The following is a 23,994-nucleotide window of genomic DNA, read 5'->3' as shown; positions in this document are numbered from 1 at the left end:
AGTAGATGCTATTTCTGAACGCAACAAGGAGCTAGTTGAATGGCGATCGTTACTGTTTCTAATAAATCACTGACGGTTAATCCTCTCAAGCAAAGCCAAGCTTTGGGCGCGTCTTTAGCTTTTTTGGGATTGAAGGGGACGATGCCTTTATTCCACGGTTCTCAAGGTTGTACTGCTTTCGCTAAAGTTGTGTTGGTGCGGCATTTTCGGGAAGCGATTCCTTTGGCTACCACGGCGATGACGGAAGTCACTACGATTTTGGGTGGCGAAGAAAATGTGGAACAGGCAATTCTGACTTTGGTGGAAAAGGCGAAACCAGAAATTATCGGTTTATGTACCACTGGGTTGACGGAAACTAGAGGAGATGACATTGAAGGTTTTCTCAAGGAAATCCGCGATCGCCATCCAGAATTGAATGATTTGGCGATTATTTTTGCCCCAACTCCCGATTTTAAAGGCGCGTTGCAAGATGGTTTCGCCGTGGCTGTGGAAAGCATAGTTAAGGAAATTCCCCGCGCAGGTGGAATTAAAACCGAACAAGTAACGATTTTACCGAGTGCGGCTTTTACGCCAGGGGATGTCCAGGAAATTAAAGAGATGGTAACAGCTTTTGGCTTAGTGCCTATCTTTGTACCTGATATTGGCGCTTCCCTTGATGGACATTTAGAAGATAATTACAGCGCGGTTACAGTTAGCGGAACTACCTTAAAACAGCTGCGAGAAGTTGGTTGTTCTGCTTTCACCTTGGCTTTGGGCGAGAGTATGCGCGGTGCAGCCAAGATTTTGGAAGAAAGATTTGGTACTCCTTACGAAGTGTTTGGGGAAGTGACTGGATTAGAACCGGTAGACGAATTTCTCCAAGCATTGGCAATTCTCAGTGGTAACAGCGTTCCGGAAAAATACCGCCGCCAACGCCGCCAGTTGCAAGATGCAATGTTAGACACGCACTTTTATTTTGGTGCAAAGCGAATTTCTTTAGCACTGGAACCCGATTTGTTGTGGTCAACAGTCCATTTTCTGCAATCAATGGGAGCGCAGATTCATGCTGCGGTGACAACGACGCGATCGCCTTTACTCGAAAAACTCCCAGTTAAAAGCATTACCATCGGCGATTTAGAAGACTTTGAGAGTTTAGCAGCAGGTTCAGATTTGCTAGTTGGTAACTCAAACGTCGGTGCGATCGCCAAACGCCTTAATGTTCCTCTTTATCGCTTGGGATTGCCCATTTACGACCGCTTAGGTAACGGTCAATTTACCAAAGTTGGTTACAGAGGCACAATGGAACTTCTGTATGGCATGGGCAACCTGTTATTAGAGGCAGAAGAAACAAGAGTTAAGAAGTTACAAGAATTAGGAATTGTGGGCGCGGATTTTTGAAATCAGAATTCAGAATTCAGAATTCAGAATTCAGAAGTTAGAAGACAGAATGTGACCGCACGAATTTAGTCTTAGTTTTTCTAAAAGTTATACCACTAAAGTGTGAGCTTTTAGCTTTATTATTCACCACAATTAACTCCTGAATTCTGACTCCTGACTCCTGAATTCTGAATTCTGACTCCTGAATTCTGGACTTAAAGAGGAGAAATACGATGAAAATTGCCTTCACTACGAGCGACCGAGTTCATATTAATGCTCATTTTGGATGGGCGAGATTAATTGATGTTTATGAAATTTCCGATGAGGGATATCATTTTGTAGAAACCCTCAACTTTGAAGGTGAACTCAAAGAAGATGGAAATGAAGATAAAATCACACCCAAACTTGATGCGTTAGCTGATTGTACTATTGTTTATGTCACAGCCATTGGCGGTAGTGCTGCGGCTCGGTTAATCAAAAAAGGTGTTACCCCGGTGAAGGCGCGATCGGAAGAAGAAGAAATTAGTGAAGTGCTAAATAAATTAGTACAAACCCTCAAGGGTAATCCTCCACCTTGGTTGCGTAAAGCTTTACAACAAAAACCTGCAACCTTTACAGATGAAGTTGGAGATGAAGCCACAGTATGACTATCAATAATAGTGTGAACGGAACTGCTGCCGCTGAAGTCTTGAACTCGCCTTTTATTAAGGTATTAATCAAACAGATTCGGGGTCAAGACAGCTATGGAGTTTATCGTAGTTGGTCAGATGAGCTAATTCTCAAACCCTTTATTGTTACCAAACAAAAGAAACGGGAAATTTCCGTGGAAGGTGAAGTAGATCCAATAACTCAAGCTCGGATTATGGCATTTTTTCGGGCTGTAGCTGCCGGAATTGAACAAGAAACAGGTTTGATTTCTCAAGTTGTGATTGATTTGAGTCATGAGGGATTTGGCTGGGCGTTGGTATTTTCTGGTCGTCTTTTGTTAGCTGTCAAAACTTTACGCGATGCCCAAAGATTTGGCTTTGATTCCCTAGAAAAATTAGCCCAAGAAGGAGAAAGCTACGTCCAAAAAGGTATTAATTTGGCGAAGCGGTTTCCGGAAGTCGGCAAGTTGTAAAAATTTTAGATTTTAGATTTTGGATTTTGGATTGAATATCAAATTCATGTTGCGAACGTGGATTTTTATCACGCAGAGAGGAAAGCTGAGAGAAATATTGAGTGTTTGCAAAGCAATATTATCCAATCCAAAATCGAAAATCTAAAATCGAAAATCCAAAATTGATTGTGGGGTTGTTGATGGTGCAAGCCAAAGAAACACAAATTGAAGAATTAAAGGGACAAATTAGACGGCTAAATAGTAAAGCAGGTCAAATGAAGATGGATCTGCATGATTTAGCGGAAGGTTTGCCCACAGATTACAAACAACTTATGGATGTTGCAGCTGCAACTTATGAAATCTTTCGTCAGTTAGATGAACTTAAGCAACAGCTGAAAGAATTGGAGAACGCTAAATGACTGGAACTTTGGAAGAATTCAAGAAACTTGTAGATGCAGAAGAATTTTTGCAGTTCTTTAATTTGCCCTACGACCAACAATTTGTGAATGTAAATCGTCTACATATATTGAAAAAATTTTCTCAATATATTCGGGAAGTGGATGATAATTCTCCGGATTTGAGTCCTGAAGAAAAACTAAATCAATATTCTTTGGCTTTGCAAAAGGCTTATCAGGTATTTATCGAGTCAACACCCCACGAACAAAAGTTGTTCAAAGTGTTTAACGACAAGCCGAAAAATGTAGTCACACTGACAGAACTCACTTCTGATTAGGAGGTATAAATTGGTAAACCTAACGCCTACCGAATTAGAACGCTATCATCGCCAAATGATGCTGCCTAATTTTGGCGAAGCAGCCCAGAAGCGTCTAAAGTCAGCAACAGTTTTGGTTACGGGTGTAGGGGGATTGGGCGGTACGGCGGCGCTTTACTTAGCAGTAGCGGGCGTTGGGCGGCTAATCTTAGTCCGGGGTGGTGACTTGCGGCTGGATGATATGAATCGTCAGGTTTTGATGACGGACGATTGGGTAGGTAAGCCAAGGGTATTTAAAGCTAAGGAAACTCTGGATGCAATCAATCCTGATGTCCAGGTGGAAGCAGTTCATGAATATATCACCCCGGAAAATGTGGACGCGCTGGTGCAATCCGCTGATATGGCTCTTGATTGCGCCCATAATTTCACCGAGCGCAATTTATTAAATGAAGCTTGCGTGCGTTGGCGTAAGCCAATGGTGGAAGCTGCAATGGATGGGATGGAAGCTTACCTGACAACGATTATTCCTGGTGTGACTCCTTGTTTGTCCTGTTTGTTTCCAGAAAAGCCTGATTGGGATCGGCGCGGCTTTTCGGTTGTCGGTGCTGTTTCTGGGACGCTGGCTTGTTTAACCGCACTGGAGGCGATTAAGTTAATCACTGGTTTTAGTCAGCCTTTATTGTCGCAATTGCTGACTATGGACTTGAATCGGTTGGAATTTGCTAAACGCCGTTCTTATCGCGATCGCTCTTGTCCAGTATGCGGTAATAGTGCGCCCTGGAGATACGCTCAACCCAATTCAATGGAAGCCAGCAGTATTGCACACAATGGCTAATATTTTAGATTTTTAATTTTGCGAAAAGTTTGAGCGCCGGCTTCCGGCGATCAAAGCTTTTCAAGACGGATTTTGGATTGAAAGAGAAATCCAAAATCTAAAATCTAAAATCCAAAATTCCCAGAGGACGAACAAAAAATTAGGAGATCTAATGTCTGTAACTTTATCAGAAAAAGCAGAATTTCATCTGTGGGCATTTCTTAGAGGTTCCGCACCGGAAGCTAATGGCGCAACTAAAGGTGTCCGTTTCTCTGTCAAAGATGGTGGTTGCAGTGGCTACGAATATGCAATGGATATCACTAGCAAACCCCAACCAGACGATTTGGTAATCCAGCAAGGGAAAGTACTGGTTTACGTTGACGCCAAAAGTGCGCCGTTATTGGAAGGAGTAATAGTTGATTTTGTTGAGGGTGTGATGGAAAGCGGCTTTAAGTTCATCAACCCCAATGCAACTGAAAACTGCGGTTGCGGAAAGTCTTTCAAAACAGGTGACTGTACGCCTAACGGTGTACCTTGCAGCTAACACCATTGTGTTGAGCGATCGCATTGCACAGCGATAACTAACCTAATCCTATAACGTTTGAGGAGAACCGGAAAATGGCTACCTACCAAGTTAGATTAATCAACAAAAAAGAAGACATCGACGCCACAATCGAAGTTGATGAAGATACTACTATCTTAGAAGCAGCAGAAGAAAATGGTATTGAATTGCCTTTTTCTTGTCATGCAGGTTCTTGCTCTAGCTGTGTTGGTAAAGTTGTTGAAGGTGAAATTAACCAAGACGATCAAAACTTCTTAGATGATGACCAAGTTTCTAAAGGATACGCTTTACTTTGTGTAACCTATCCTCGTTCTAATTGCACAATTAAAACACACCAAGAAGCATATTTGGTCTAAATTTCTACTTTGATTGCTGTTATTAGCAATTAAATAAAAATGAAGGATGGAGTATATTTTCATCCTTCATTTTTTATAATTCATAATTTATAATTCATTTATGTTTACACCTTTTAATGTAACTGGCTGTTCGTTAGAATTGTTGAAAATAGGGGAACAAGGAATTATTATTTTCTGTAAAAATAAGGATAAAAAAAGTCTCAATCAATTGCTATCAAAGGGCATAACACCAGGAAAATATATTACTGTACAACAAAAGTTTCCCTCGTTAATTATTCAAGTAGAAAATACATCTCTATCAGTAGATATAGAGACTGCCCGTGCTATTTATGTTAGGATAATTCATGATTAAATTATTTATAAAAATTAAATAGACGTTGGTAATTTAATGTATAAAAACGATTGTGCATGATATGAAAATGTAGAGACGTTGCAATGCAACGTCTCTACACGTGTATTCATGTTGCAATTCAGTAATAAAAATACGAAAAATTGTAGGGTGCGTTATGCCGTAGGCTAACGCACCGCCAACACCAACAATTTAAGGTGCGTTGCGCTGGGCGACAACACACCCTACATCTAAAAATAAGCTCTAATAAATTTTCGACCTCACTCCTTTGTTAACTAATTTTAGGAGTGAGGTCACTAATTTATAGATGATGAATGTAATTCGATATCAGAAGTGAATTGGCTATTTTTTAATCAACAGCGACTATCACATCTGATGATTTAATCACTGCATAAGCCTCTTTACCTTCTGCAAGTCCCAGCTTTTCTGCTGAGGATTTTGTGATGATTGACACTAGCTCTACTCCTGGTGCTAGTTCTAGGGTTACTTCAGTGTTAACTGAACCATGTACAACTTTTTTAACGGTACCTTTAAGAGAATTACGAGCGCTAATTTCCATTTTATTTGTGTTTATTTTATTATGGATACCCAGATAATGTAGCAAATGATGTTTGAAAAATCAAATTTTTTGGTGTTTCTTAATAAGGTATAAGAAAAATACACAAAAATCCATCAGCATATCTCTGTGGCATATTGATTTTTATTTTTTTACTATTGACATCAACGTGTTTAATTGCTAGATACTACTTGCCTACAATATATAGTTATATCACCTATCTGCTAATAATCTAATTTCTAAAATAAGACTATTAAAAATACTCAACCTTTCTGTATTTTCACAATTTTTTAAGCTTTTCCTTTCAATATGTCTGGGGATCTTTATAAATGATTCATAATTCAAACTTATCATAGTGATAATATATAGATAAGCTAAATTGTTGCTAGTCAACCTAGACTTCAATCAAAGCGATTACAGGGTGATTTCAGACATCCCTGCCTTAATTCTGGTAAAGCTTGAAAATGGTAGTAAGTAACATTTACTCAACAGGAAAACAACGGGAAAAGCGTAAGTCAATTCGCAGAAACTAGCCAGATTTATTAAGGTATCAAATAGGTTCAATACATCTAAATAGGTATGTCTAATTTCCCTAACCGCTTTTGACGGCGGCAAATATAATTCCTCACAATTCAACTTGAATTTGAGTTAAGCATCTTTGCGTTCCGCGCAGACTAAGCAATGCAGTTTGGGAAGAATTGCAGCAGTTTAGAACAAATTCGCTTACTTGCAACAACGAATTTAAGGAGCAGCAATTATGAGAGCCAAACAGATCATGACTCAAGATGTAGCTACTATTCGCGGTTCCGCTAGTGTAGCTGAAGCAGTTAGATTATTAAGGCTCAAGCAATTACGGGCGTTGGTTGTAGAACCCCGTCACAGTGGCGATGCTTACGGTATGGTTACTGAGATGGATATAGCCAGCAAGGTTGTTGCTTATGGAAAAGACCCCGAAAAGGTGCATGTCTACGAAATAATGAGTAAACCCTGCATTGTTGTAAATCCTGACCTCGATGTGGAATATGTTGCGCGGTTATTTGCTAATACTGGTGTGTGGCGTGCGCCTGTGATTCAAGGTGAATTACTTGGGATTATTTCTGTAACTGATATTATCACTAAAGGTGACTTTGTAGAGAAACCAAAACTAACATTCTTACACAAAGAACTCCAAAAAGCTATTTCTAATGCTCGCTCAATTTCTGCTAATTATGGTTCAATGTCTAAACGAGCGATCGAAGCTTGGGATTTTGTAGATGAACTAGAAGCAGAAGCTGGTTTCTATGGCGCACCAAAACCTGAAAAATCAGCAAGAGAATTATTCTCTGATAAAGAAGAGTTAGTTGCTATTGCTTAGCAGAATTCAGGAGTCAGAATTCAGGAGTCAGAATTCAGGAGTCAGAATTCAGGAGTCAGAATTCAGGAGTCAGAATTCAGAATTCAGAATTCAGGAGTCAGGAGTTATTTCACTTTTGTGGAAATCTGCTGTCTTAGGCAATTAGCACAAATTAGAGCATTGATTTACTAATCACAAAGCTCAAGTTTAGGCTATTACATAGCTTGTGAAATGATGGTGGGCATTGCCCACCATTACGTTTTGCAAGCAAATTTTTGCTTGTTAATTAATGAAAGTTGTGGGATTTGAAGGGTAATTATGAGTCAAGGTTTGAGTGAAGGAATAACCCAATGGTTAATAGCAAAAGGCTACAATCCTGAAGAGTTAAATCAAGCAGGTGAAAATGGCGATACAGCTTTAATGAAGGCTACGAGAGAGGGAGAGTATGCTGTCGTTAAAGAACTGATTGATGCTGGTGCGGATGTCAATGCTAGAAACAGCGATAGCAATAATGCTTTATGGTTCGCTTGTTTTGGCAACCACTACGATTTAATTCATTTACTGCTGGCTCACAACATTAACATTAACAACCAAAATGATAACGGTGCAACTGTTTTAATGTATGCAGCATCAGCAGGAAAGACAGAAGTTGTTCAGTTGCTCTTACAATACCATCCTAACTTAAATTTACAAAACTTAGACGATTATAAAGCAATTGATTTCGCCAGTAACGTAGAAGTTCTAAGGATACTCAAAAATGCCACAAAATAAAATATCGAGCAATGCCTATCATGAGGCTACCAAGCATTCTTACTTATCGGTACAGATAGATCCAAATTATGTGGATGCTTCAACTCAACCATCTGCATTTAAATTCTATCCAAAATTCTATCGAAGAGTGAAATTAAATGTCAATAATCCCGTTCACTCTTTTATATCTTTAACTAGTGCGATAACACTAGAAAAAATGTATAAAGATAGTCTCGATAAATTGCGGGTGAATCCATCAGCAGGCGCTCTATATCCTACGGAAGTTTACGTACAGCTTCGCAAAATTCCGGGAATACTAGATGGAATTTATCACTTAGAAGTTGAGAATAATTGTCTAACACTTATCTATGAATTAATAGATGATGGGCTAGAGAGTTATATTATACCGGATAAAAGTATCAACGGATTCATATTTTTAATTAGTTGTGTTTATTATAGGTCTAGCTGGAAATATCAAAATAGAAGCGCGAGATATTGCTTTTTAGATAGCGGACACCATTTAGGTGCAATCGCAGCTTCGGCTTATCTCCATGAAAAAGATATACAAGTAATTTTTGATTTTGATAAACTTGGTCTCAATTTAGCTTTGGGATTTGAGAATAAAGAGTTTATCACAGCTTGTGCGGTGTCGGGAGAATTACAGAAAAAGCAAGTCAGACCGTTAAGGATGAAAGTTCCTTTTGTTTGCGGTACTGATTACTTTGAAGCTAATCAATTCATTGAAGATACTTATCAAGCTACGGCTGTAGAAAAGAGTAATCAGCAAATACTCAAACAGCCTCACTTTAGCTTTGACAAGGATAAATTTCTTCACACTATTTTGCATAGGCGTTCTATTCGACGTTTCCGGAAAAAATCTATTTCTCAAGAAGATTATCTATATATAATGCAGCAACTTCAGCAGCCAATACCAACAGAAAATCATGAGGAAATAGATATTTACTCGGTGGTACATCGAGTAGAAGAAATGCCATGCGGATTATATAAAGGTACATATTTGATTAAGACGGGTGATTTTAGCGAGCAGACTGGTTACTTATGTATTAATCAAGCTATTGCCAGAGATAGCGCTGTAACTTTATTTTTTGTTTCTGATTATTTAAACTACCAAACTGCTATGCAAATAGCTGGTTTTCTAGGACAGAGACTTTATTTAGCTAGTAATTATTTGGGAATTGGATGTAGCGGAATTGGTGCTTTCTACGATGACGAAACCCAAGAATTATTAGAGACAAATAAAGATGTACTTTACGCAATGGTAATTGGAATATAAGCAAGGAAGGAAAAAGATATGGCTAGAAATATGTATTACTTAAATGGTGATGATTCGCATCCAGTACAACCGACATCGGCAGATATTATATTACGGCAACAACTAGAGTATTCTATTAGTAGATACTTTTACGATGGTTGCGATCGCACAATTCAAAGTCTGTTATCTAATTGCCGGTGGTACGTAACAACCCACGCCAGCGCCATGACATTAGTAATTGAATGTCCCGACCAAGTTACCAACTGGCGCATCTTACAAAAAATCGTCCCAATGGGAACATTACTTCACCAAATTATCAGCAGCGCCAAAATTCGCGTTTGTCCCCCAGAAGGACAAGGCGTACCTTTTGAAATGAGGGTAGATGAGTTGTCTGTGTACCGTGATATGGCGGGATGAGGGAGTGGGGAGACGCGGGGACGCGGGGATGCGGGGATGCGGGGACGCGGGGACGCGGAGACGCGGGGACGCGGAGAATAACCAATGCCCTATGCCCTATGCCCCATGCCCTATGCCCTATGCCCTATGCCCACATTTTTAATCAGTGCAGCTACCTCTTCAAAGACCAAATCAGCTGAATGTTTCACAACAGGACTTAATTCTAGTCCTAAATCAAGATTTGCTGCTTCAATTAAATAAACTGTCACATCTTCAGGAAAATCATTTTGAAAGATTTTCCGTCCGGCGGCTAAAGCATTATCCCAACGAAAATCATGCAAATTATAACTAGGTTCTGGTAAAGCTTCTAGTTCTTTTCCTGGAACTTTAAATACAGCACCAGGCTCAGAATTAGTTGAACTGGCATCAATAATTATTAATTGTTTACTACCTCTAGCTTGAAACATGACTTCCATTCCTGCTGTGCCACAGTCATAAACTCGCACATCCGAATGAGGGTTTTGAGCTAGATATTTTTGTAGGCGTTGAGCGATAATTACGCCTACTGCATCGTCACTGCGATTGAGATTTCCACAACCAATAATAGTGAGCATGAGATAATATTTTATATTTTTTGGTTCTTATTCTAATTCTCGATTCTAAACTTCTTGGCGCGGGTCAGAACGGGGAGGGTGAAAACCACCTTTTACCCAAAGTTGCCGAGATTTTTGTATGAAGCGATCGCTCCGGCGTTCATCATTTAAATCAATTCGGTTGCAAGTAGCTCGGCCTGTAGGTGTGATACCGATAATTTTTGTACCATCCGCCGACCAGATAAAGTGGTCAGCCCACTGCTGCTGACGAGGATTAAATAAGGAGACTTCTTGTTCTGTTTCTGGGTCGATTCCTGCTGTAAAATTATAGTGACGTTCATTGCACCGACGACAAGCTGAAGCCAAATTATCTACATCATCCGAACCCCCCAAAGATTGCGGCTTGATATGGTCGATTGTCAGGGGAGACGTACTGAGAAATTCTGGATAATGGCAGTATTCGCACCTAAAATTAGCACGATTTCTTACAAATTCTTGGATACTGTTAGGAATTGTCACGACCCAGATGCAATAGTGGCATTTATGTAGCTAAAAATTGTATCTAATTCTCCAATAGCTTCTAGTTCAATAGCTTCTTCTGATGTCAGTGAATCAGCTTTTTTCTTATCCAGAAGTTCTTGCAAACGCGAACCTAATTCTTCAGTAAATTTGAAAAGATTGAGATTATTGACTTTTTCGACTCGGATACCAGTCGTTAATAAAGATGAGGGTTTAATTACTACTTGATTCATAGCGTTATTATGATTCAATATAATAGTATTGTACTTACTTTAAAAGAGTTAGCAGCATATCCAGATTATAATATAATGTCCGCTATCAACTAGAAATTTTGCTGTTACAGCATATACATCTCGATCTAGTAATAATCTCATGCTCAAATGGATACTAGGCGAATGTCTTCAGCCGCCACTAGTGCGATCGCATATTGTAAGCAAGCACGAATATCCTCTATTTGTAGCTCTGGATAGTAGTCTCGGATAATTTCTTCAAAAGAAAGTCCTTCGTTAAGGAGTTCAAGAATACTTTGTACTGTGATGCGTGTTCCTGCTATACAAGGTTTACCGAAATGAATTTGTGAGTTAACTATGATTTTATCCATATAACTATAAAGTTAAATCTGTTTTCTCAATTTTAAGATAAATAATCGAATCGCCTTGCTTAATCACTAGGATGTGTTTTCAAATTTTGTTTTTGTTTCAGCTAATTTGGCAAAGCTGGAGGAAAGGGTTGTGAAATAATTTAGGTGACTCCAATGCTAGCAAACTGCTAGCATAAAGGTAATAATCCACTAGTCGCATTAGCAAAACAGGCAGTATGGCAACAATTACCATTCGCAATATATCTGATGAGTTAGTCGATCGCATTAAACGCTTGGCCGAACAAAAGGGGATTTCGATGGAGCAAGAAGTCCGCGATTTGTTGCAAAAACGCTATGGACAACGCGATGAAGTGCTTGCTCGGATTCGCGAACGGGCAAAGGCGTTACCGATGGAATCAGAAAGCCAAGTGCAGAGTTGGAAATCAGAGGGGCGACTCTGATGGTGATTGATACGATGGTATTTGCCTATGCACTATTACATGTAGAGGATAAGTTTGAACAGGCGATCGCTGCTTTAGAAAGCGTAAATCAAATTATAGTGCCTGATTCATTGTTTGCCGAGTTGGGTAATGTTGTTTGGCAATGGATACAATTTCGGCAACTTCCATTGCAAATAGGTTTAGATGTGCTGCAAGATGCTGAGGCATTGGTTGATATAATGATTTCTAGTTCTCAAATTCGAGATGTTGCTCTACAACTGGCAGTAGAAGCGAGTCATTCGTTCTACGATACGTTATTCGTAGCAGCAGCAATTCAATCTGATACTCAGGTGCTAACTTACGATCGCATACTAGCGGCTAAGTTTGGCGATCGCGTTGTATTGCTGGAATAGGGAATTTAGGTAAATAGAAATGACTAAAACAGAGGCTCTGAGTAATAGTACAGACAAAGCCTCTGAAAAATAATTTATCAGCAGTAAACTAAAACTCTACACCATGTTTTTTGGCAATTTCAGTGAGTTTTTCGTACTGATGTTGTGATGCTTTAGTTAATATTGTTTGTGCATCTTCTGGAGTTGTGCCTTCTTTAGGAATTAAATATTTTACATAAAGGGACACAAAATCAGCTACGACAGCCATACCAGATAAACCATGTTTGTCAGCTTCCTTACCAGCGATCGCTGCTACTAAACCTGCTTTAATTGGATCTGGTTTAACTTTCATAAACTGATCCACAAGCTTGGGAATATAATCTGCTGGTGGCAAATTAGCTAACTTAGTTTTATCTGGAGTAAAGTTACATTCTGCGGCTTTTGCCTGTTCTAAAACACACCACTCTATGAATTCTTGCAATGCTGCATCGGGAACGCGAGGGAGATAATTATGTAGCGCTAAATCAGACACAAGCTTACCGTGTAAATTTATGTTTTATGCAAGTGCATTAAAGCAAGCCTAACGCACTGTTTCTATAAGTTTTAGTATGTTATGCTACGAGTTTTGAATAATTAGTTATTAGTCATTAGTTATTGGTCATTAGTCATTAGTTATTCCCCATGTCCTTGCGTTTCCGTCACTCCCGGCTTCATAATTCTTAAGATGTTCTTGTCCCCAGTCGCAAAGAGCTTTCAAGACTGGTATAAGAGTTTTGCCATATTCTGTGAATGAATATTCTACTTTTGGAGGTATATCTGAGTAAACTTTTCGGTTAACAATTCCATCGTTTTCTAGTTCGCGCAGTTGTTGAATGAGCATTTTTTCTGTAATTTCTGGAATCAATTTTTTCAATTGACTGTATCGCTTAACTTCATCTTTCAAGTGCCAGAGAATTAAAATCTTCCATTTGCCACCTAAAATTTTGAGCGTTGTTTGCACAAATAATGTGCCTTCAGTTTGCTGTTCGGGCATGTAATTTGCGGAATTCTGGCTTATACGTACTTACAAAAAAGTAAGTACTTTTCAAAAATTAAGTATAAGTATACTTTTGGATTGGAGTAATTTCTATCTCAATGTTGTAGAGGAAAATCATGGAAGTTTCAGGTGCAATTGCTTTGGTAACTGGCGCAAATGGAGGTTTAGGTAAGTACTTTGTAGAAGGGTTGAAAGCGCAAGGTGCAGCTAAAATTTATGCTGGTGCTCGCAAGGTGGAAGCGCTCAAAGAACTGGTTGCAACTGACCCGGAGCGAATTATCCCGATTCAGTTGGAAATTACTGATGAAGAATCTGTGCGCCAAGCTGCATCAAAATGTCAGGATGTCAACTTATTAATTAATAATGCTGGTGTGGGCTTGAACAAAGGATTGATTGCTGCACCTGATTTATCGTCTGCTAGAGCAGAGATGGAAGTTAACTATTTTGGGACGTTGATTATGTGCCGTGCCTTTGCCCCGATTTTAAAACAAAATGGAGGTGGAGCGATCGCCAACATGGTGTCAATGGTGGCGCGGGTAAATCTTCCTTTTAATGGTAGCTATGGCGCTTCTAAAGCAGCAGTTTTGTCCATGACTCAGGCGATTCGCGCAGAGTTAGCGGCTCAGAAAACGCTGGTAGTGGCAGTTTTACCAGGAGCGATAGATATTGGCATGGGTAAATCTTTCCCCGACCCGAAAGTACCTCCTCAAGAAGTGGTTCGGGATACACTGCAAGCTGTGATTGATGGTACAGAAGATGTTTATCCAGGCGAACAAGCTAAGCAACTTAACCAGCAGCTACTACAAGACCCCAAAGCAGTTGAAAAGATGATTGCAACATTTTTACCAGATTAAAACAGTTAGTGGGGCAGTTGGCGTAGCCCGCCCCAGGCATCGCCAAAATAGCAAATGTAGTCGTCGAAGTCGAAATTGTAGTGCCAAAAGTCGAAATTGTAGTACCAAAAGTCAAAATTGTAGTACCAAAAGTCAAAATTGTAGTACCAAAAGTCGCAATTGTAGTGCCAAAAGTCAAAATTGTAGTACCAAAAATCGCAATTGTAGTGCCAAAAGTCAAAATTGTAGTACCAAAAGTCGCAATTGTAGTGCCAAAAGTCGCAATTGTAGTGCCAAAAGTCGCAATTGTAGTGCCAAAAGTCAAAATTGTAGTGCCCAAAATAGCAAATGCTTGGCTGTAAGCAACTGTAGGCATCACTGAAACAGCATAAGTGGCATGATAAAAGTAGACGAAAAAATTATCAATGACAATCCTATAATATTTTTCAGGATGGAGAAATATTAGATAAAATTAAACGATATTTTGATTTTCAATAAAAATCCACTTAGACGGGTATTCATCACGCAGCCATGGCCACAGCGCCCCACAATGGTGCATCATCACCCAACGCCGCCGGTACAACTTCAAAATCCACTTCCGGTAAAGCCGTTTCCCGCGCCACTCGTCGCACCACACGCCAAAAATCTTCCCCCGCCTTCGTGACACCACCCCCCAATACAAAGCGCTGTGGATTTATTAAATTCGCCACATTCCCAATACCCACACCAAGCGCCCAAGCAGCTTTATACAAAACTTCTTTAGCCACATCATCCCCAGCCGTCGCCGCCTCACTCACTAACTGTCCAGTCAGTAGCGTTAAATCATCCGCGACTAAATTTCTCAATACTTTCCCAACTTTGTGAGGTTGATTTTCCAAAACTTCCCTGGCGTTTTGCGCCATATAAGGCCCTGAAGCCAACCGTTCTACACATCCCCGCTTTCCACACAAACATATCGGCCCAGTAGGATCTACAACCACATGTCCAATTTCACCAGCCATCCCGCCTACACCCCGCCAAGGCTGGCCGTTGAGTATCCAACCACCACCCACGCCGGTACTAACAGTTATGTAAAACAAACTATCGTAACCTTGTCCTGCACCAAAGCGATGTTCTCCCAAAGCAGCAACGTTAGCATCGTTATCGACACCAACACTCACGCCAAACTCCTCTTCCAATAGGTTTTTCAGGGGAATATTTTCCCAGCCAGGGACATGATGAGATAGTCGCACTGTGCCGGTGGAAGCATCTACAGGGCCGCCGAAACTGACACCGATGGCACTTGGTTTTGTATCTTCTAGTAAAGAGTAAATTAGCGATCGCATTATTTCCAAGTCAGTACTAGCATCTGCATTCCCTGGCGACAGGTGGCGTTGGTAACGCAACCAGTTTCTCGAACCGATGTTTACTAATGCAGCCGCTAGTTTAGTTCCGCCAAAATCGAGAGCTAAAATTAATGACATTCATTCACCTGTTTTGAATTGAGTACTCCATCAATAAACTGTTGCAATCGTTCATAATGCGAACCTTTCCAATAAATGCGCTGACAACTTTGGCAACGTTGGAATTTATCAACCTGCGACCGCACATTTTCTGGTAGTTGTTCAATAATCAATTGCTTATCTACAGATTCTAATAATCCATTGCAGCGCAAACACCTTTTAAATGGCGAAACTAATTTAAATAAGTCGAAGCGCTGTAATACTTCCAGGATTTGTTTTTCGGGGTTAGTATTTCTCACATAATACCCATAGGTTACCAAACTACGCATCAATAAACCTTTATCACGAGTTAAGAGAATCCGTGTTTGGTTGTAAGATATCTTTGCTAATTCCTCATCCTCGTAATCATTGCGATATAAAGTATCAAACCCTAAAAGTCGTAGAGATGTTGCTAGTTTACCTAAATGAATATCTAAAACAAAGCGAATATTACTGAGGGGTTCTGGTAACAAATAAATACTTGATGTAATATTACTCCTACTAGAAATTGGATAAACATCGATAATATCTCCATCTGTAACGATGTAAGAAAAATCTACATACTCATCATTAACTTTAATAAAATCAACTTCTGGGTGAGGAACGCCCAATGACTCGATGGTGTCCTTAATCGAGGCTCTCTCCTCAAAAGCATGGGAAATTCTGACTTGTTTTTGATGCCGTGGTAAAAAATGATTCAATTCTGCGTGAAAGTAGAAGTATGCGATCGCCATAGCTAGAAATTTTAGGATTAGTCAAATAAATAGCTGATTGTTGGCTTTAAACTATCAAAGAAGCAATATCTGGGGACAAGAAGCGTAGCACTCTTGATGATGGGGTTGATTTGGGCGATCGGCTGCCAATACGGTTCGGATAAGCAGTATGAACTTCCCTTGTGGTCTGGGAAAAGCTTAAGAGGTAAGGGGTAAAGGATGTATTTGAAACCTTTCCCCTTTCCCCTTTAACCGAACGTATTGGATCGCCTCTAGTTAGTATTAGTGTTTATATCATCCCGCTATCAACTCTATTGTGTTAGAGTATCAAGTTTAGCTAATATTCTTAAACCTTCTTCTGGGTTGCCAGTTGTAGCCATTGCTTTAAATCTTGTATGGGTATCAAATTCTGCCAAAGCTATGGTAGAAAGTTCTTCAATCAATTTATTAACACTGATACCTTTGGCTTGAGCAAGTTCTTTCAATCTATTATGCTTATCGTCTGGTAAACGAATAGTTAAAGTTGCCATTTTTGTTTAACTCCTAATAATTTCTTCGGGTTTTAATATTGATAAGTTAGGAAATAACAATTCAGCATTGTAGAAATCTCTGACATTGTGAGTGGCAATAATCTGAGCATTTCCCGCAACTGCTAATTCAATTAAGTGATTATCAGCTTCGTCTTTTAAATTCGGTCGCCATAAATAGTAGATATAAACCCATTGGCTTATGCTCATGAATGATGCTAGTAAAACCGAAATTTCTTCACTCGTTAATGGGCATTTGGCGAGAATCTCTGAGCGTTGAATGACTGATTCATATTCGGAAAATAAAGCATTTCCCATCAAAGGCTGATATTCTCTTTTCAAGCAGCGTCGAATGAGTTCTCGACTGGAGCCTTTAGAGCTAATCAGCGCACTAATAAAAACGCTGGTATCAACTACAATTTTAATCGCCATGTATGCATGGTAGCATATACGCTGTCATAAAAGTCTTTGATATAACTAAACAACGATTCTTTGCGCGGCAGTCGCTCATGGGAGAGACCCCAAGACCGCGCTGCCTTGCCTTTGCGCGAGACTAATTCATACTTTCAATCAGTAACGCCTAATTCTTGGATGTCCCCAAAGAATCATTGCTCCTTAGTTACGTTCGTAGGGATACAGAGCTATACACTCTGAACCCAGTTGCCACAATTGAGAAAGATTATCTATTATTAAAGAGGATTAATCCTCCCTCTAGTAACACTTCCCTAAGATGAATTGCCAATTTACCTTAATTTCAGCAACCTGCTGGAGACTAATAACTGTAAAGAAAATATAATAATTGTCAAGTGCTTACATTTATTATTGACTTCAGTTTAGAGTCAAGGCATATACCTAAAATCAAATCCTGATGTGATTTTCAGGAAGTTAGATTAGGTAACAGGGTAAATACTAGTGGTCTGCCAACCCAAAAATGCGCTTGTGAAGGCTGGGGAAGGGGTAAAGGGTAAGGGATTTAAAACCTTTCCCCTTTTCCCGACTTCTCTTAGAAGTCTATTGTGTTGGCGAAGGCTACCCAATCTATCGCTCCTAGTCGGCTGACTAGTCCAAGGCTAATTACTTTTCTTTTTCTAAAAATATTGAGAATAATTCGCAATATGTATACCTAGATAGATACATTAGAATATTTGATTTTGCTAGAAAAAATGAACTTGACAATAGCTGAGTTTCAGTAAGGGAAAACAAATGAAATACCAAATAACAATAAAACTAAATACAAAATTAACGTTGCTCCTACGGAAAAATGTCTCTTGACACTGTTTATCTCTATTGGAGAGAATTGATTAATTGCCACCACATTAATCAACAATGATGTTATGAAGTGGCTACCTAGTTAAAACTAGGAAATACATATTGTTCTTTTTTATTTCCTGAAATCAAGGATATTGTAGCGAAGAACACAACTGTAGTGACCAACACATTTTGTCCATAAAATACACTAATGAGTATAGTTAGATGAATACCTTTTTTTGTTCTGATTATTCACGGCAAGCGGGAGAAGATATTATTGGTAGCGCCACCAATTACCAAACTTATATTTTAGTAGAGTGTCCTCCGCCTTGGACATCAGAAGCGTTTAATTCTAAATGGGTGCCTGAGAATTTGAGGATATTAATAGAGGAAGTCAAACGTGCGAAACTGCCAATTAGATTCCTCTTAATTGCCAATGATTTATCACATAAAGTTAATCAGACTACCCTTTTGATTTACCAAAAAAAAGAGGGTTTAAGCAATGGATATCATAAACAAGAGTTTATACTACAAAATATTGAACAGGTAGCAGCCGTTGTACAAAAATGGTTATGGGGTATCGGCTCTAATTCGGAAGTTGAAACTACTGCAACTAGAGATATTTTAGTGTGTACCCACGGTAGTCATGATAAGTGCTGTGCCAGATACGGAAATCCCTTTTATTTTCACGCTACAGCAACTATTTCCAATTTAGATTTAGACAATGTGCGGATTTGGAGATCCTCACACTTTGGCGGACATAGATTTGCGCCAACACTTATAGACATGCCAGAAGGAAGATACTATGGAGCTGTCGATGGAGATTCATTCACATCGATTTTGACTCGTACTGGTGATATTCAATGCTTGCAAAAAGTCTATCGGGGTTGGGGAATTTTACCTGCTGCACTTCAGATTTTGGAAAGAGAATTAATCCTGAGTCAAGGATGGGATTGGTTTAACTACAAAGTTGCAGGTAAAGTTTTAGAACAAAGTTTAGATAATAATACAATTCTAGCTGAACTAAGTTTTGAAAAAACCTCTGGTTCTCTCTACACTTACCAGGCGAAACTTGTAAAAGATATCACCAAGACTCAAAAACTTAAAAGTTCATGCAATGCTGCACAAGAGACAGTGATTAGTAAATACACTGTAGCGAGTCTTTGGCTGACTTCAACTAAGGTAATGAGTTATAGTGCATAAAAAGGAGTCAGAATTCAGGAGTCAGAATTCAGGAGTCAGAATTCAGGAGTCAGAATTCAGGAGTCAGAATTCAGGAGTCAGAATTCAGAAGTCAGAATTCAGGAGTCAGAATTCAGGAGTCAGAATTCAGGAGTTAGGAGTTAGGAGTTAGGAGTCAGGAGTCAGAATTCAGAATTCAGGAGTCAGGAATGCTGGAAGCAGGAAATTTAGATTTACCAGCTAGAAGCACCACCAAATTTTTGATTTGGTGTGATATTTCAGCTGTTATTTATCCACAAGTCACACAAAATTTATTCTGAATTCAGAATTCTGACTCCTGAATTCTTCTCCTTAACCCATATTCAAGACTTTTCGCAATAGTGCTTGGTCTTCTAATTTGGCTTTTAAACGACCATTTTCGATATCTCGAATCCAGCTTTGGCTTTTACCTGCTAGTTTGGCTAATTCTCTTTGGGAGAGATTCAAATTTTTTCGCGCTTCTAAAATTTGTTCCCCCAACAAATCGCCTGTAACTGGGGACTTTCTTTTATTCTTAACACCTCGTCGCTGCTTTTTGTGTGATTCTGAGATTTGTTGTTCCCATTCTGATGGAAGTTCAAAAGCCAAAATCCGCGCATTCATGAGTAGATTCCACTTCCCACGAGGGCCTGTGTCTGTGAGGCGAGTTTCAGCACCACCGTCATTTGTCCAAAATTCTAACGCTTCATCTGGATCTTCGGGAATATCCATTAACTTGGCCCACAAAGGTTGAATTTCTGGCGGGTAAGTAATTGGATCGAAAATTGGTTTCATTCCATAATGATTGAGGATTTCCAAATCGCTTTCAAAAGTTCGTAGTAGGCGTTTGCGTTCTTCGCGTTGTCTGGATGCAACGGCGATTTTTTCTTCACCGTAAGCAATACGCATTAATGTCGGAACGGTGATGCGTTGTTCTTTACCCATTTTGGTTTTGAACAACAACCACAACATGAGTCGCACTGCTCCTTCATGTTGTTGCCAAATGCTCATGACTGTGGTTAGCAGAGTTTTAGGAAGACTACCATATTGATAGAATGCGGTTCGTTCAGTAAGTGCTTGTTTGTTTAAGAAATATTGCGCCCAAATACCCGCTTTGACTTTAAAAGTTAGTCCAATGAGATATTTGCATCCCAGAGCATCTTCTTGAAAGTGGTGTTGAATGTCCACTAAGTGCCATAAACGACTTTGTGTGATAGAGAATCCGTTAACTCGGCCTTGTTGAGGCCAGTCGATGGAGATAATCAACGAGCAAGCTTGCTGTACAAGATTTTTCATTAAAGCCAGCTTGGCAGCTTTGTTTAAATCTTTGCGTTTCTCCATCCCCAAATACTTCTCGATTTGGCGTTCATCGATGGTAAATTCTTGTTCCCAAGGTTTATCTAAAGCTGTGGCATAAGCCGCAAAAATTAGATGTATGCAAGCGGCTCTAATATCTAGTCCCTCAATTGCAGCTAAATCTGTGGCTTTGTCATTCACTTTAAAGGGATCTTGGATATGAAAAGCGATCGCTCCTTTGCCTTGGTTGACTAGTCTGTTGTAGGATAAGTAACCTTGTTCGTCGATTTCCCAATTTAAGGATGTACGCTGCGCCAATACATTGCAAGCTTCCCAAATGGCGATCGCTGAAGCAAATGGATTATTCTTGCCATTAGAAAACAAATCTAAGCTGCTAGCTTCTCTCGGCTCAACTTTACATCTCCCCTTTTTTGCCTGCCAAGGAATGGGAGAATTAGTGGGACAGGCAATTACACATTGTGGCTTTGGATAATAACCCTCACAATTGTTACAAAGATAAGGATCGATCCAATATTCATCGTCCTCTATTTTGATTGCACCCGTAGGACATTGGGGGCGGCAGTTGTCACATCCAACGCAACTGTTGTTAGGAATCGTGTAAGGCATAATGGCTCTGTTCCCACTCTAATCGTTGAGATGTCTGGCTCAGGTCTCCCCTGGATGAGTCCTGTTTATCAAGAAGGGGAAGGGGAAAGGTAAAAACCTCGCTCCTTTTGTGGATTAGCGCTAGTGTCTCGTAAGAGAAGAGTTCATTCCTTTTCCCTTTTCCCTTTAACCTTTTCCCCTCTTGTTTTATCAGTCGCTACCAATTATCTTGATGGCGAGAATAATCTTTTCTCACCACACTAAATTCCCCACATCCATATTTGACTTTGCATCCAATTGAAAGCTATGTAAGGCTTTCAAGCCGAGCCTAAGATTACTTCTTTATTAACTATACATTTCATAAATAAAATAATTAAGTTGTTCGTAATGAGCTTAGAAAAAATCTTAACAATTATGGAAATATGTACCAAACGAACATATTATCTTTAACCATAAAACCTTAACCAAAATCTTTTTAGTCATCATTTCAATTTGCGGCAGTTCCTTTGCGACTGATTTATTAATAATTTTAATATTTATTGCTTCATAAAATTCTGCCATCAACTTTACAGTTTCTTTATGATAATCTCTATTTCTGCTAGATAACTATGGAACACAAGTAATCTTTACTTTGTCAGCATTCATCTAAATATTCAATAAAAAGATAAATCCAAAATTGTTGCTTTTAAAAATACATATTCTACATATCAAAATGTAACTCATAAACATTAGATTTTGTATATGTTGATACGAAATATATATATTTTATTGCTTGAATATCAAAATATTTGCAAATAAATATCATCGCTTTTACACTCAAATTTTTCTATCTAGTAAACAATAAATATCTGTGAGCCAGACTCAACAGATATTTAACTCATAAATATAGGTGAATAATTATTGGTAATAAATTGCATTTATGAAAATGCAAACAAAAGCAATGTGTTTTTGTATTTAAAAGTCATCAAATATTGATGGAATAAATCATTATTGAATATCAAAAAAACAAAATATTAGGATAATATAATGATTAAAGTAGGAACAAATTTTCAGGCACAATTGCCGAGGATTAATTCATGGCACAACTAACAGGATTGACATTTGGTGGTAACAGTTGGACACCGAAATTTGCTCAAGAAATTGACAAAGATAAATGTATCGGCTGTGGCAGATGTATTAAAGTATGCGGTTACAATGTACTAGGTTTGAAAGCACTCAACGAAGAAGGTGAATTTGTAGAAGACGAAGATGATGAAGAAATTGAACGGAAAGTAATGACAGTTACTTATCCAGAAAACTGTATTGGTTGTGAAGCTTGTTCGCGGATTTGTCCTAAGAATTGCTACACCCATGTTGCATTAAACAATTAAGGTTTTTGGGATTAGTAAATATTGTTGTTCGTTTTAGGAGGTACTGTTTGTAGAAAGGGCAAATATACTCAGCAAGGTAACTAGAGGGTAATGTATATATTTACTTGGACTAGATAAAAAGTTCATAGTAGACAAATGCGTAAATCGTAATATGTTAGTTATTGACAAATTTAAACTTGCTAGTAGTATGACCCCATTGATATGAAGACAAACAGTGTCCTCTCGAACAACTAGCTGTTTGTAAAGCTGCGAGCCTTCTTTGTCATAGAAGTTGAAATATAATTGAAAATTTTCTGGGGGAAAGATATGAAAAAAATCTGGAAGTTTCCCCCATTTTTTATAGCTACACGTTAGAAAGTTAATTAAGTGAAAACAAAAAACACTGCCCTGTGAAAGGGAATCGGGAAATGTAGCTTTAGCTTCTCTTTGGAAGACGCTAGCGCGAACCCGCAGGGTGGGAGTAAGGGAGACGCGGGGACACGGGGACGCGGGGACGCGGAGAATAATTAATGCCCCATGCCCGATGCCCAATGCCCAATGCCCAATGCTCAATACCCAGAAAATCACACCTTGAAAGACGGTTTACAGAGCAGGTAGTATGTATGCAACAAGTTCCTGTTTCACTATGGACTCTGGTTGCTGGGATAGTAGTCACAGCAATTAGCATTTGGATTGGTCAAAACCACACTCTACTACCGGTACAAGCATCACAACAAGCGCCTTTGGTAGATGGTTTTTTCAATGTCATGTTTACCATCGCCATTGCTTTGTTTTTGGTGGTAGAAGGAACAATTGTGATTTTTTTGGTTAAGTATCGTCGGCGCAAAGGAGATGACACCGATGGCTTACCAGTGGAAGGCAATTTGCCTTTAGAAGTTTTTTGGACAGCAATTCCCACAATTATTGTCGTGTGTTTGGGCATCTACAGTGTAGATGTTTTTAACCGCATGGGAGGTTTTGAGCCTGCGGGTCATCCCCATTCAGTAGCTCATGTTCATCAGATGAGTGGAAGTGCCATTGCAGCTACCCTCAATGATACCCCCGAAGCCACAACAGCCCCAACAATTGGTTTTGGCGCGTCTCCTTCTGCTGAAGGTAAACCAGCTGACTTAGTTGTTGATGTCCAAGGTATGCAGTACGCTTGGATTTTTAACTATCCAAAAAGTGGCATTACTTCGGGAGAATTGCACATTCCCGTGGGTGCTGACGTGCAACTCAACTTATCAGCAACTGATGTAATTCACTCATTCTGGGTGCCAAACTTCCGCATCAAACAAGATGCGCTTCCTGGAATTCCCACCGAATTACGATTTGTCGCCACCAAACCAGGCACATATCCCGTAGTTTGTGCTGAATTGTGCGGTGGTTACCACGGCTCAATGCGGACACAGGTAATTGTCCACACACCAGAAGAATATCAAACCTGGTTGACAGAAAACCAAGTTGCTCAAAAGCAAAACCCACATCAAGTAGTTGCTGTTAAGCCTGCTGAGTTATCAACATCAGAGTTTCTTGCTCCTCATGTACATGATATGGGGATTAGTGCTGCAACTCTAGAGTCAGTTGTTATGGCAGGCAATAAGCAATAGTCAACAGTTAACAGT

33 protein-coding genes are annotated in these 23,994 nt (G+C 39.4%); 20 read left to right on the top strand and 13 right to left on the bottom strand.

Annotated features, from left to right (window positions below; genetic code table 11):
• The first annotated feature begins 39 nt into the window (after positions 1 to 39).
• The 9 genes from nifN to VF06_RS12290 all read left to right on the top strand — a co-directional run bounded on the left by nifN (position 40) and on the right by VF06_RS12290 (position 5,251).
• Complete coding sequence (gene nifN, locus VF06_RS12330; protein WP_099066355.1) at positions 40 to 1,377, top strand: nitrogenase iron-molybdenum cofactor biosynthesis protein NifN; 1,338 nt, start codon at positions 40 to 42, stop codon at positions 1,375 to 1,377.
• A 212-nt stretch (positions 1,378 to 1,589) separates the two neighbouring features.
• Complete coding sequence (gene nifX, locus VF06_RS12325) at positions 1,590 to 2,003, top strand: nitrogen fixation protein NifX (protein ID WP_099066356.1); 414 nt, start codon at positions 1,590 to 1,592, stop codon at positions 2,001 to 2,003.
• Complete coding sequence (locus VF06_RS12320) at positions 2,000 to 2,476, top strand: NifX-associated nitrogen fixation protein (RefSeq protein WP_099066357.1); 477 nt, start codon at positions 2,000 to 2,002, stop codon at positions 2,474 to 2,476. Before nifX ends, VF06_RS12320 begins: the two co-directional genes overlap by 4 nt.
• Before the next feature lie 179 nt (positions 2,477 to 2,655).
• A complete protein-coding gene (locus VF06_RS12315; RefSeq protein ID WP_099066473.1) occupies positions 2,656 to 2,874 on the top strand; it encodes a CCE_0567 family metalloprotein in 219 nt (72 codons plus the stop codon).
• Positions 2,871 to 3,188, top strand: coding sequence for a nitrogenase-stabilizing/protective protein NifW (gene nifW / locus VF06_RS12310; protein ID WP_099066358.1), 318 nt, complete (start codon positions 2,871 to 2,873; stop codon positions 3,186 to 3,188). The genes VF06_RS12315 and nifW overlap by 4 nt, the downstream gene beginning before the upstream one ends.
• A gap of 10 nt (positions 3,189 to 3,198) precedes the next feature.
• On the top strand, positions 3,199 to 4,002 hold the full coding sequence (locus tag VF06_RS12305) for a HesA/MoeB/ThiF family protein (RefSeq protein ID WP_099066359.1): 804 nt from the start codon (positions 3,199 to 3,201) through the stop codon (positions 4,000 to 4,002).
• Positions 4,003 to 4,153: 151 nt separating this feature from the next.
• Positions 4,154 to 4,525, top strand: coding sequence for a HesB/IscA family protein (locus VF06_RS12300; protein ID WP_099066360.1), 372 nt, complete (start codon positions 4,154 to 4,156; stop codon positions 4,523 to 4,525).
• A 74-nt stretch (positions 4,526 to 4,599) separates the two neighbouring features.
• Positions 4,600 to 4,899 (top strand): 2Fe-2S iron-sulfur cluster-binding protein, encoded by a 300-nt coding sequence (locus VF06_RS12295; RefSeq protein WP_099066361.1) that lies wholly within the window; start codon positions 4,600 to 4,602, stop codon positions 4,897 to 4,899.
• A gap of 100 nt (positions 4,900 to 4,999) precedes the next feature.
• Positions 5,000 to 5,251: a FeoA family protein gene (locus tag VF06_RS12290; RefSeq protein WP_099066362.1), complete on the top strand. Its 252-nt coding sequence runs from the start codon at positions 5,000 to 5,002 to the stop codon at positions 5,249 to 5,251.
• A gap of 346 nt (positions 5,252 to 5,597) precedes the next feature.
• Here the strand turns inward: VF06_RS12290 and VF06_RS12285 are convergent, their stop codons facing one another.
• On the bottom strand, positions 5,598 to 5,807 hold the full coding sequence (locus VF06_RS12285) for a TOBE domain-containing protein (protein ID WP_099066363.1): 210 nt from the start codon (positions 5,805 to 5,807) through the stop codon (positions 5,598 to 5,600).
• 754 nt (positions 5,808 to 6,561) lie between these two features.
• Here VF06_RS12285 and VF06_RS12280 point away from each other — a divergent pair.
• The 5 genes from VF06_RS12280 (at position 6,562) to VF06_RS39115 (ending at position 9,719) form a co-directional block, all read left to right on the top strand.
• Positions 6,562 to 7,158 (top strand): CBS domain-containing protein, encoded by a 597-nt coding sequence (locus tag VF06_RS12280; protein WP_180267270.1) that lies wholly within the window; start codon positions 6,562 to 6,564, stop codon positions 7,156 to 7,158.
• 297 nt (positions 7,159 to 7,455) lie between these two features.
• Positions 7,456 to 7,908, top strand: a complete 453-nt coding sequence (locus VF06_RS12275; protein WP_099066364.1) for an ankyrin repeat domain-containing protein — start codon at positions 7,456 to 7,458, stop codon at positions 7,906 to 7,908.
• A complete protein-coding gene (locus VF06_RS12270; RefSeq protein WP_099066365.1) occupies positions 7,895 to 9,181 on the top strand; it encodes a nitroreductase family protein in 1,287 nt (428 codons plus the stop codon). Before VF06_RS12275 ends, VF06_RS12270 begins: the two co-directional genes overlap by 14 nt.
• Before the next feature lie 18 nt (positions 9,182 to 9,199).
• On the top strand, positions 9,200 to 9,577 hold the full coding sequence (locus VF06_RS12265; RefSeq protein ID WP_099066366.1) for a hypothetical protein: 378 nt from the start codon (positions 9,200 to 9,202) through the stop codon (positions 9,575 to 9,577).
• A 4-nt stretch (positions 9,578 to 9,581) separates the two neighbouring features.
• Positions 9,582 to 9,719, top strand: a complete 138-nt coding sequence (locus VF06_RS39115; RefSeq protein ID WP_143861663.1) for a histidine kinase — start codon at positions 9,582 to 9,584, stop codon at positions 9,717 to 9,719.
• Here VF06_RS39115 and VF06_RS12260 read toward each other — a convergent pair.
• The 4 genes from VF06_RS12260 to VF06_RS12245 form a co-directional block, all read right to left on the bottom strand.
• Positions 9,688 to 10,170, bottom strand: coding sequence for a hydrogenase maturation protease (locus VF06_RS12260; RefSeq protein ID WP_099066367.1), 483 nt, complete (start codon positions 10,168 to 10,170; stop codon positions 9,688 to 9,690). The genes VF06_RS39115 and VF06_RS12260 overlap by 32 nt on opposite strands.
• 45 nt (positions 10,171 to 10,215) lie before the next feature.
• On the bottom strand, positions 10,216 to 10,668 hold the full coding sequence (locus tag VF06_RS12255) for an HNH endonuclease (RefSeq protein ID WP_099066368.1): 453 nt from the start codon (positions 10,666 to 10,668) through the stop codon (positions 10,216 to 10,218).
• Positions 10,665 to 10,901 (bottom strand): hypothetical protein, encoded by a 237-nt coding sequence (locus tag VF06_RS12250; protein ID WP_099066369.1) that lies wholly within the window; start codon positions 10,899 to 10,901, stop codon positions 10,665 to 10,667. Before VF06_RS12250 ends, VF06_RS12255 begins: the two co-directional genes overlap by 4 nt.
• 143 nt (positions 10,902 to 11,044) lie before the next feature.
• Positions 11,045 to 11,269 carry a DUF433 domain-containing protein gene (locus VF06_RS12245; protein ID WP_099066370.1) on the bottom strand — a complete coding sequence of 75 codons (225 nt, stop codon included), beginning with the start codon at positions 11,267 to 11,269 and terminating at the stop codon, positions 11,045 to 11,047.
• Positions 11,270 to 11,484: 215 nt separating this feature from the next.
• Between VF06_RS12245 and VF06_RS12240 the strand changes: the two genes are divergently transcribed.
• Positions 11,485 to 11,709 (top strand): FitA-like ribbon-helix-helix domain-containing protein, encoded by a 225-nt coding sequence (locus VF06_RS12240; protein ID WP_099066371.1) that lies wholly within the window; start codon positions 11,485 to 11,487, stop codon positions 11,707 to 11,709.
• Entirely contained in the window at positions 11,709 to 12,101 is a 393-nt protein-coding gene (locus tag VF06_RS12235; RefSeq protein ID WP_099066372.1) for a type II toxin-antitoxin system VapC family toxin, read from the top strand. The genes VF06_RS12240 and VF06_RS12235 overlap by 1 nt, the downstream gene beginning before the upstream one ends.
• Before the next feature lie 88 nt (positions 12,102 to 12,189).
• Here the strand turns inward: VF06_RS12235 and VF06_RS12230 are convergent, their stop codons facing one another.
• Positions 12,190 to 12,612 (bottom strand): hypothetical protein, encoded by a 423-nt coding sequence (locus VF06_RS12230; RefSeq protein ID WP_099066373.1) that lies wholly within the window; start codon positions 12,610 to 12,612, stop codon positions 12,190 to 12,192.
• Between the two features lie 129 nt (positions 12,613 to 12,741).
• A complete protein-coding gene (locus tag VF06_RS12225) occupies positions 12,742 to 13,113 on the bottom strand; it encodes a winged helix-turn-helix transcriptional regulator (protein ID WP_099066374.1) in 372 nt (123 codons plus the stop codon).
• A 119-nt stretch (positions 13,114 to 13,232) separates the two neighbouring features.
• Between VF06_RS12225 and VF06_RS12220 the strand changes: the two genes are divergently transcribed.
• A complete protein-coding gene (locus VF06_RS12220; RefSeq protein WP_099066375.1) occupies positions 13,233 to 13,970 on the top strand; it encodes an SDR family oxidoreductase in 738 nt (245 codons plus the stop codon).
• Here the strand turns inward: VF06_RS12220 and VF06_RS12215 are convergent.
• The 5 genes from VF06_RS12215 to VF06_RS12195 form a co-directional block, all read right to left on the bottom strand.
• Positions 13,903 to 14,325: a hypothetical protein gene (locus VF06_RS12215; RefSeq protein WP_099073020.1), complete on the bottom strand. Its 423-nt coding sequence runs from the start codon at positions 14,323 to 14,325 to the stop codon at positions 13,903 to 13,905. The genes VF06_RS12220 and VF06_RS12215 overlap by 68 nt on opposite strands.
• A 145-nt stretch (positions 14,326 to 14,470) precedes the next feature.
• Complete coding sequence (locus VF06_RS12210) at positions 14,471 to 15,412, bottom strand: ROK family protein (RefSeq protein ID WP_099066377.1); 942 nt, start codon at positions 15,410 to 15,412, stop codon at positions 14,471 to 14,473.
• The gene (locus tag VF06_RS12205) at positions 15,403 to 16,164 is read right to left on the bottom strand and encodes a Mut7-C RNAse domain-containing protein (protein ID WP_099066378.1); all 762 of its coding nucleotides are present in this window, start codon (positions 16,162 to 16,164) and stop codon (positions 15,403 to 15,405) included. Before VF06_RS12205 ends, VF06_RS12210 begins: the two co-directional genes overlap by 10 nt.
• 290 nt (positions 16,165 to 16,454) lie before the next feature.
• Positions 16,455 to 16,673, bottom strand: a complete 219-nt coding sequence (locus VF06_RS12200; protein ID WP_099066379.1) for a toxin-antitoxin system HicB family antitoxin — start codon at positions 16,671 to 16,673, stop codon at positions 16,455 to 16,457.
• Between the two features lie 6 nt (positions 16,674 to 16,679).
• Positions 16,680 to 17,102 carry a putative toxin-antitoxin system toxin component, PIN family gene (locus VF06_RS12195; RefSeq protein ID WP_099066380.1) on the bottom strand — a complete coding sequence of 141 codons (423 nt, stop codon included), beginning with the start codon at positions 17,100 to 17,102 and terminating at the stop codon, positions 16,680 to 16,682.
• A gap of 1,041 nt (positions 17,103 to 18,143) precedes the next feature.
• Here VF06_RS12195 and VF06_RS12190 point away from each other — a divergent pair.
• Positions 18,144 to 19,121 carry a ferredoxin family protein gene (locus tag VF06_RS12190; protein ID WP_099066381.1) on the top strand — a complete coding sequence of 326 codons (978 nt, stop codon included), beginning with the start codon at positions 18,144 to 18,146 and terminating at the stop codon, positions 19,119 to 19,121.
• Between the two features lie 330 nt (positions 19,122 to 19,451).
• On the opposite strand, the gene VF06_RS12185 is transcribed toward VF06_RS12190, so the two are convergent.
• Entirely contained in the window at positions 19,452 to 21,041 is a 1,590-nt protein-coding gene (locus VF06_RS12185) for a helix-turn-helix domain-containing protein (protein ID WP_099066382.1), read from the bottom strand.
• A 1,055-nt stretch (positions 21,042 to 22,096) separates the two neighbouring features.
• Here VF06_RS12185 and fdxB point away from each other — a divergent pair.
• Both fdxB and VF06_RS12175 read left to right on the top strand, forming a co-directional pair.
• Positions 22,097 to 22,390 (top strand): ferredoxin III, nif-specific, encoded by a 294-nt coding sequence (gene fdxB, locus VF06_RS12180; protein ID WP_099066383.1) that lies wholly within the window; start codon positions 22,097 to 22,099, stop codon positions 22,388 to 22,390.
• Between the two features lie 602 nt (positions 22,391 to 22,992).
• Complete coding sequence (locus VF06_RS12175; RefSeq protein ID WP_099066384.1) at positions 22,993 to 23,979, top strand: cytochrome c oxidase subunit II; 987 nt, start codon at positions 22,993 to 22,995, stop codon at positions 23,977 to 23,979.
• Positions 23,980 to 23,994: the final 15 nt, after the last annotated feature.

This window comes from Nostoc linckia z4, assembly GCF_002608075.1.
Classification (GTDB): domain Bacteria; phylum Cyanobacteriota; class Cyanobacteriia; order Cyanobacteriales; family Nostocaceae; genus Nostoc; species Nostoc linckia.
Note: the sequence above shows the minus strand (reverse complement) of the source record. Positions and strands in the feature narration are given on the sequence as shown.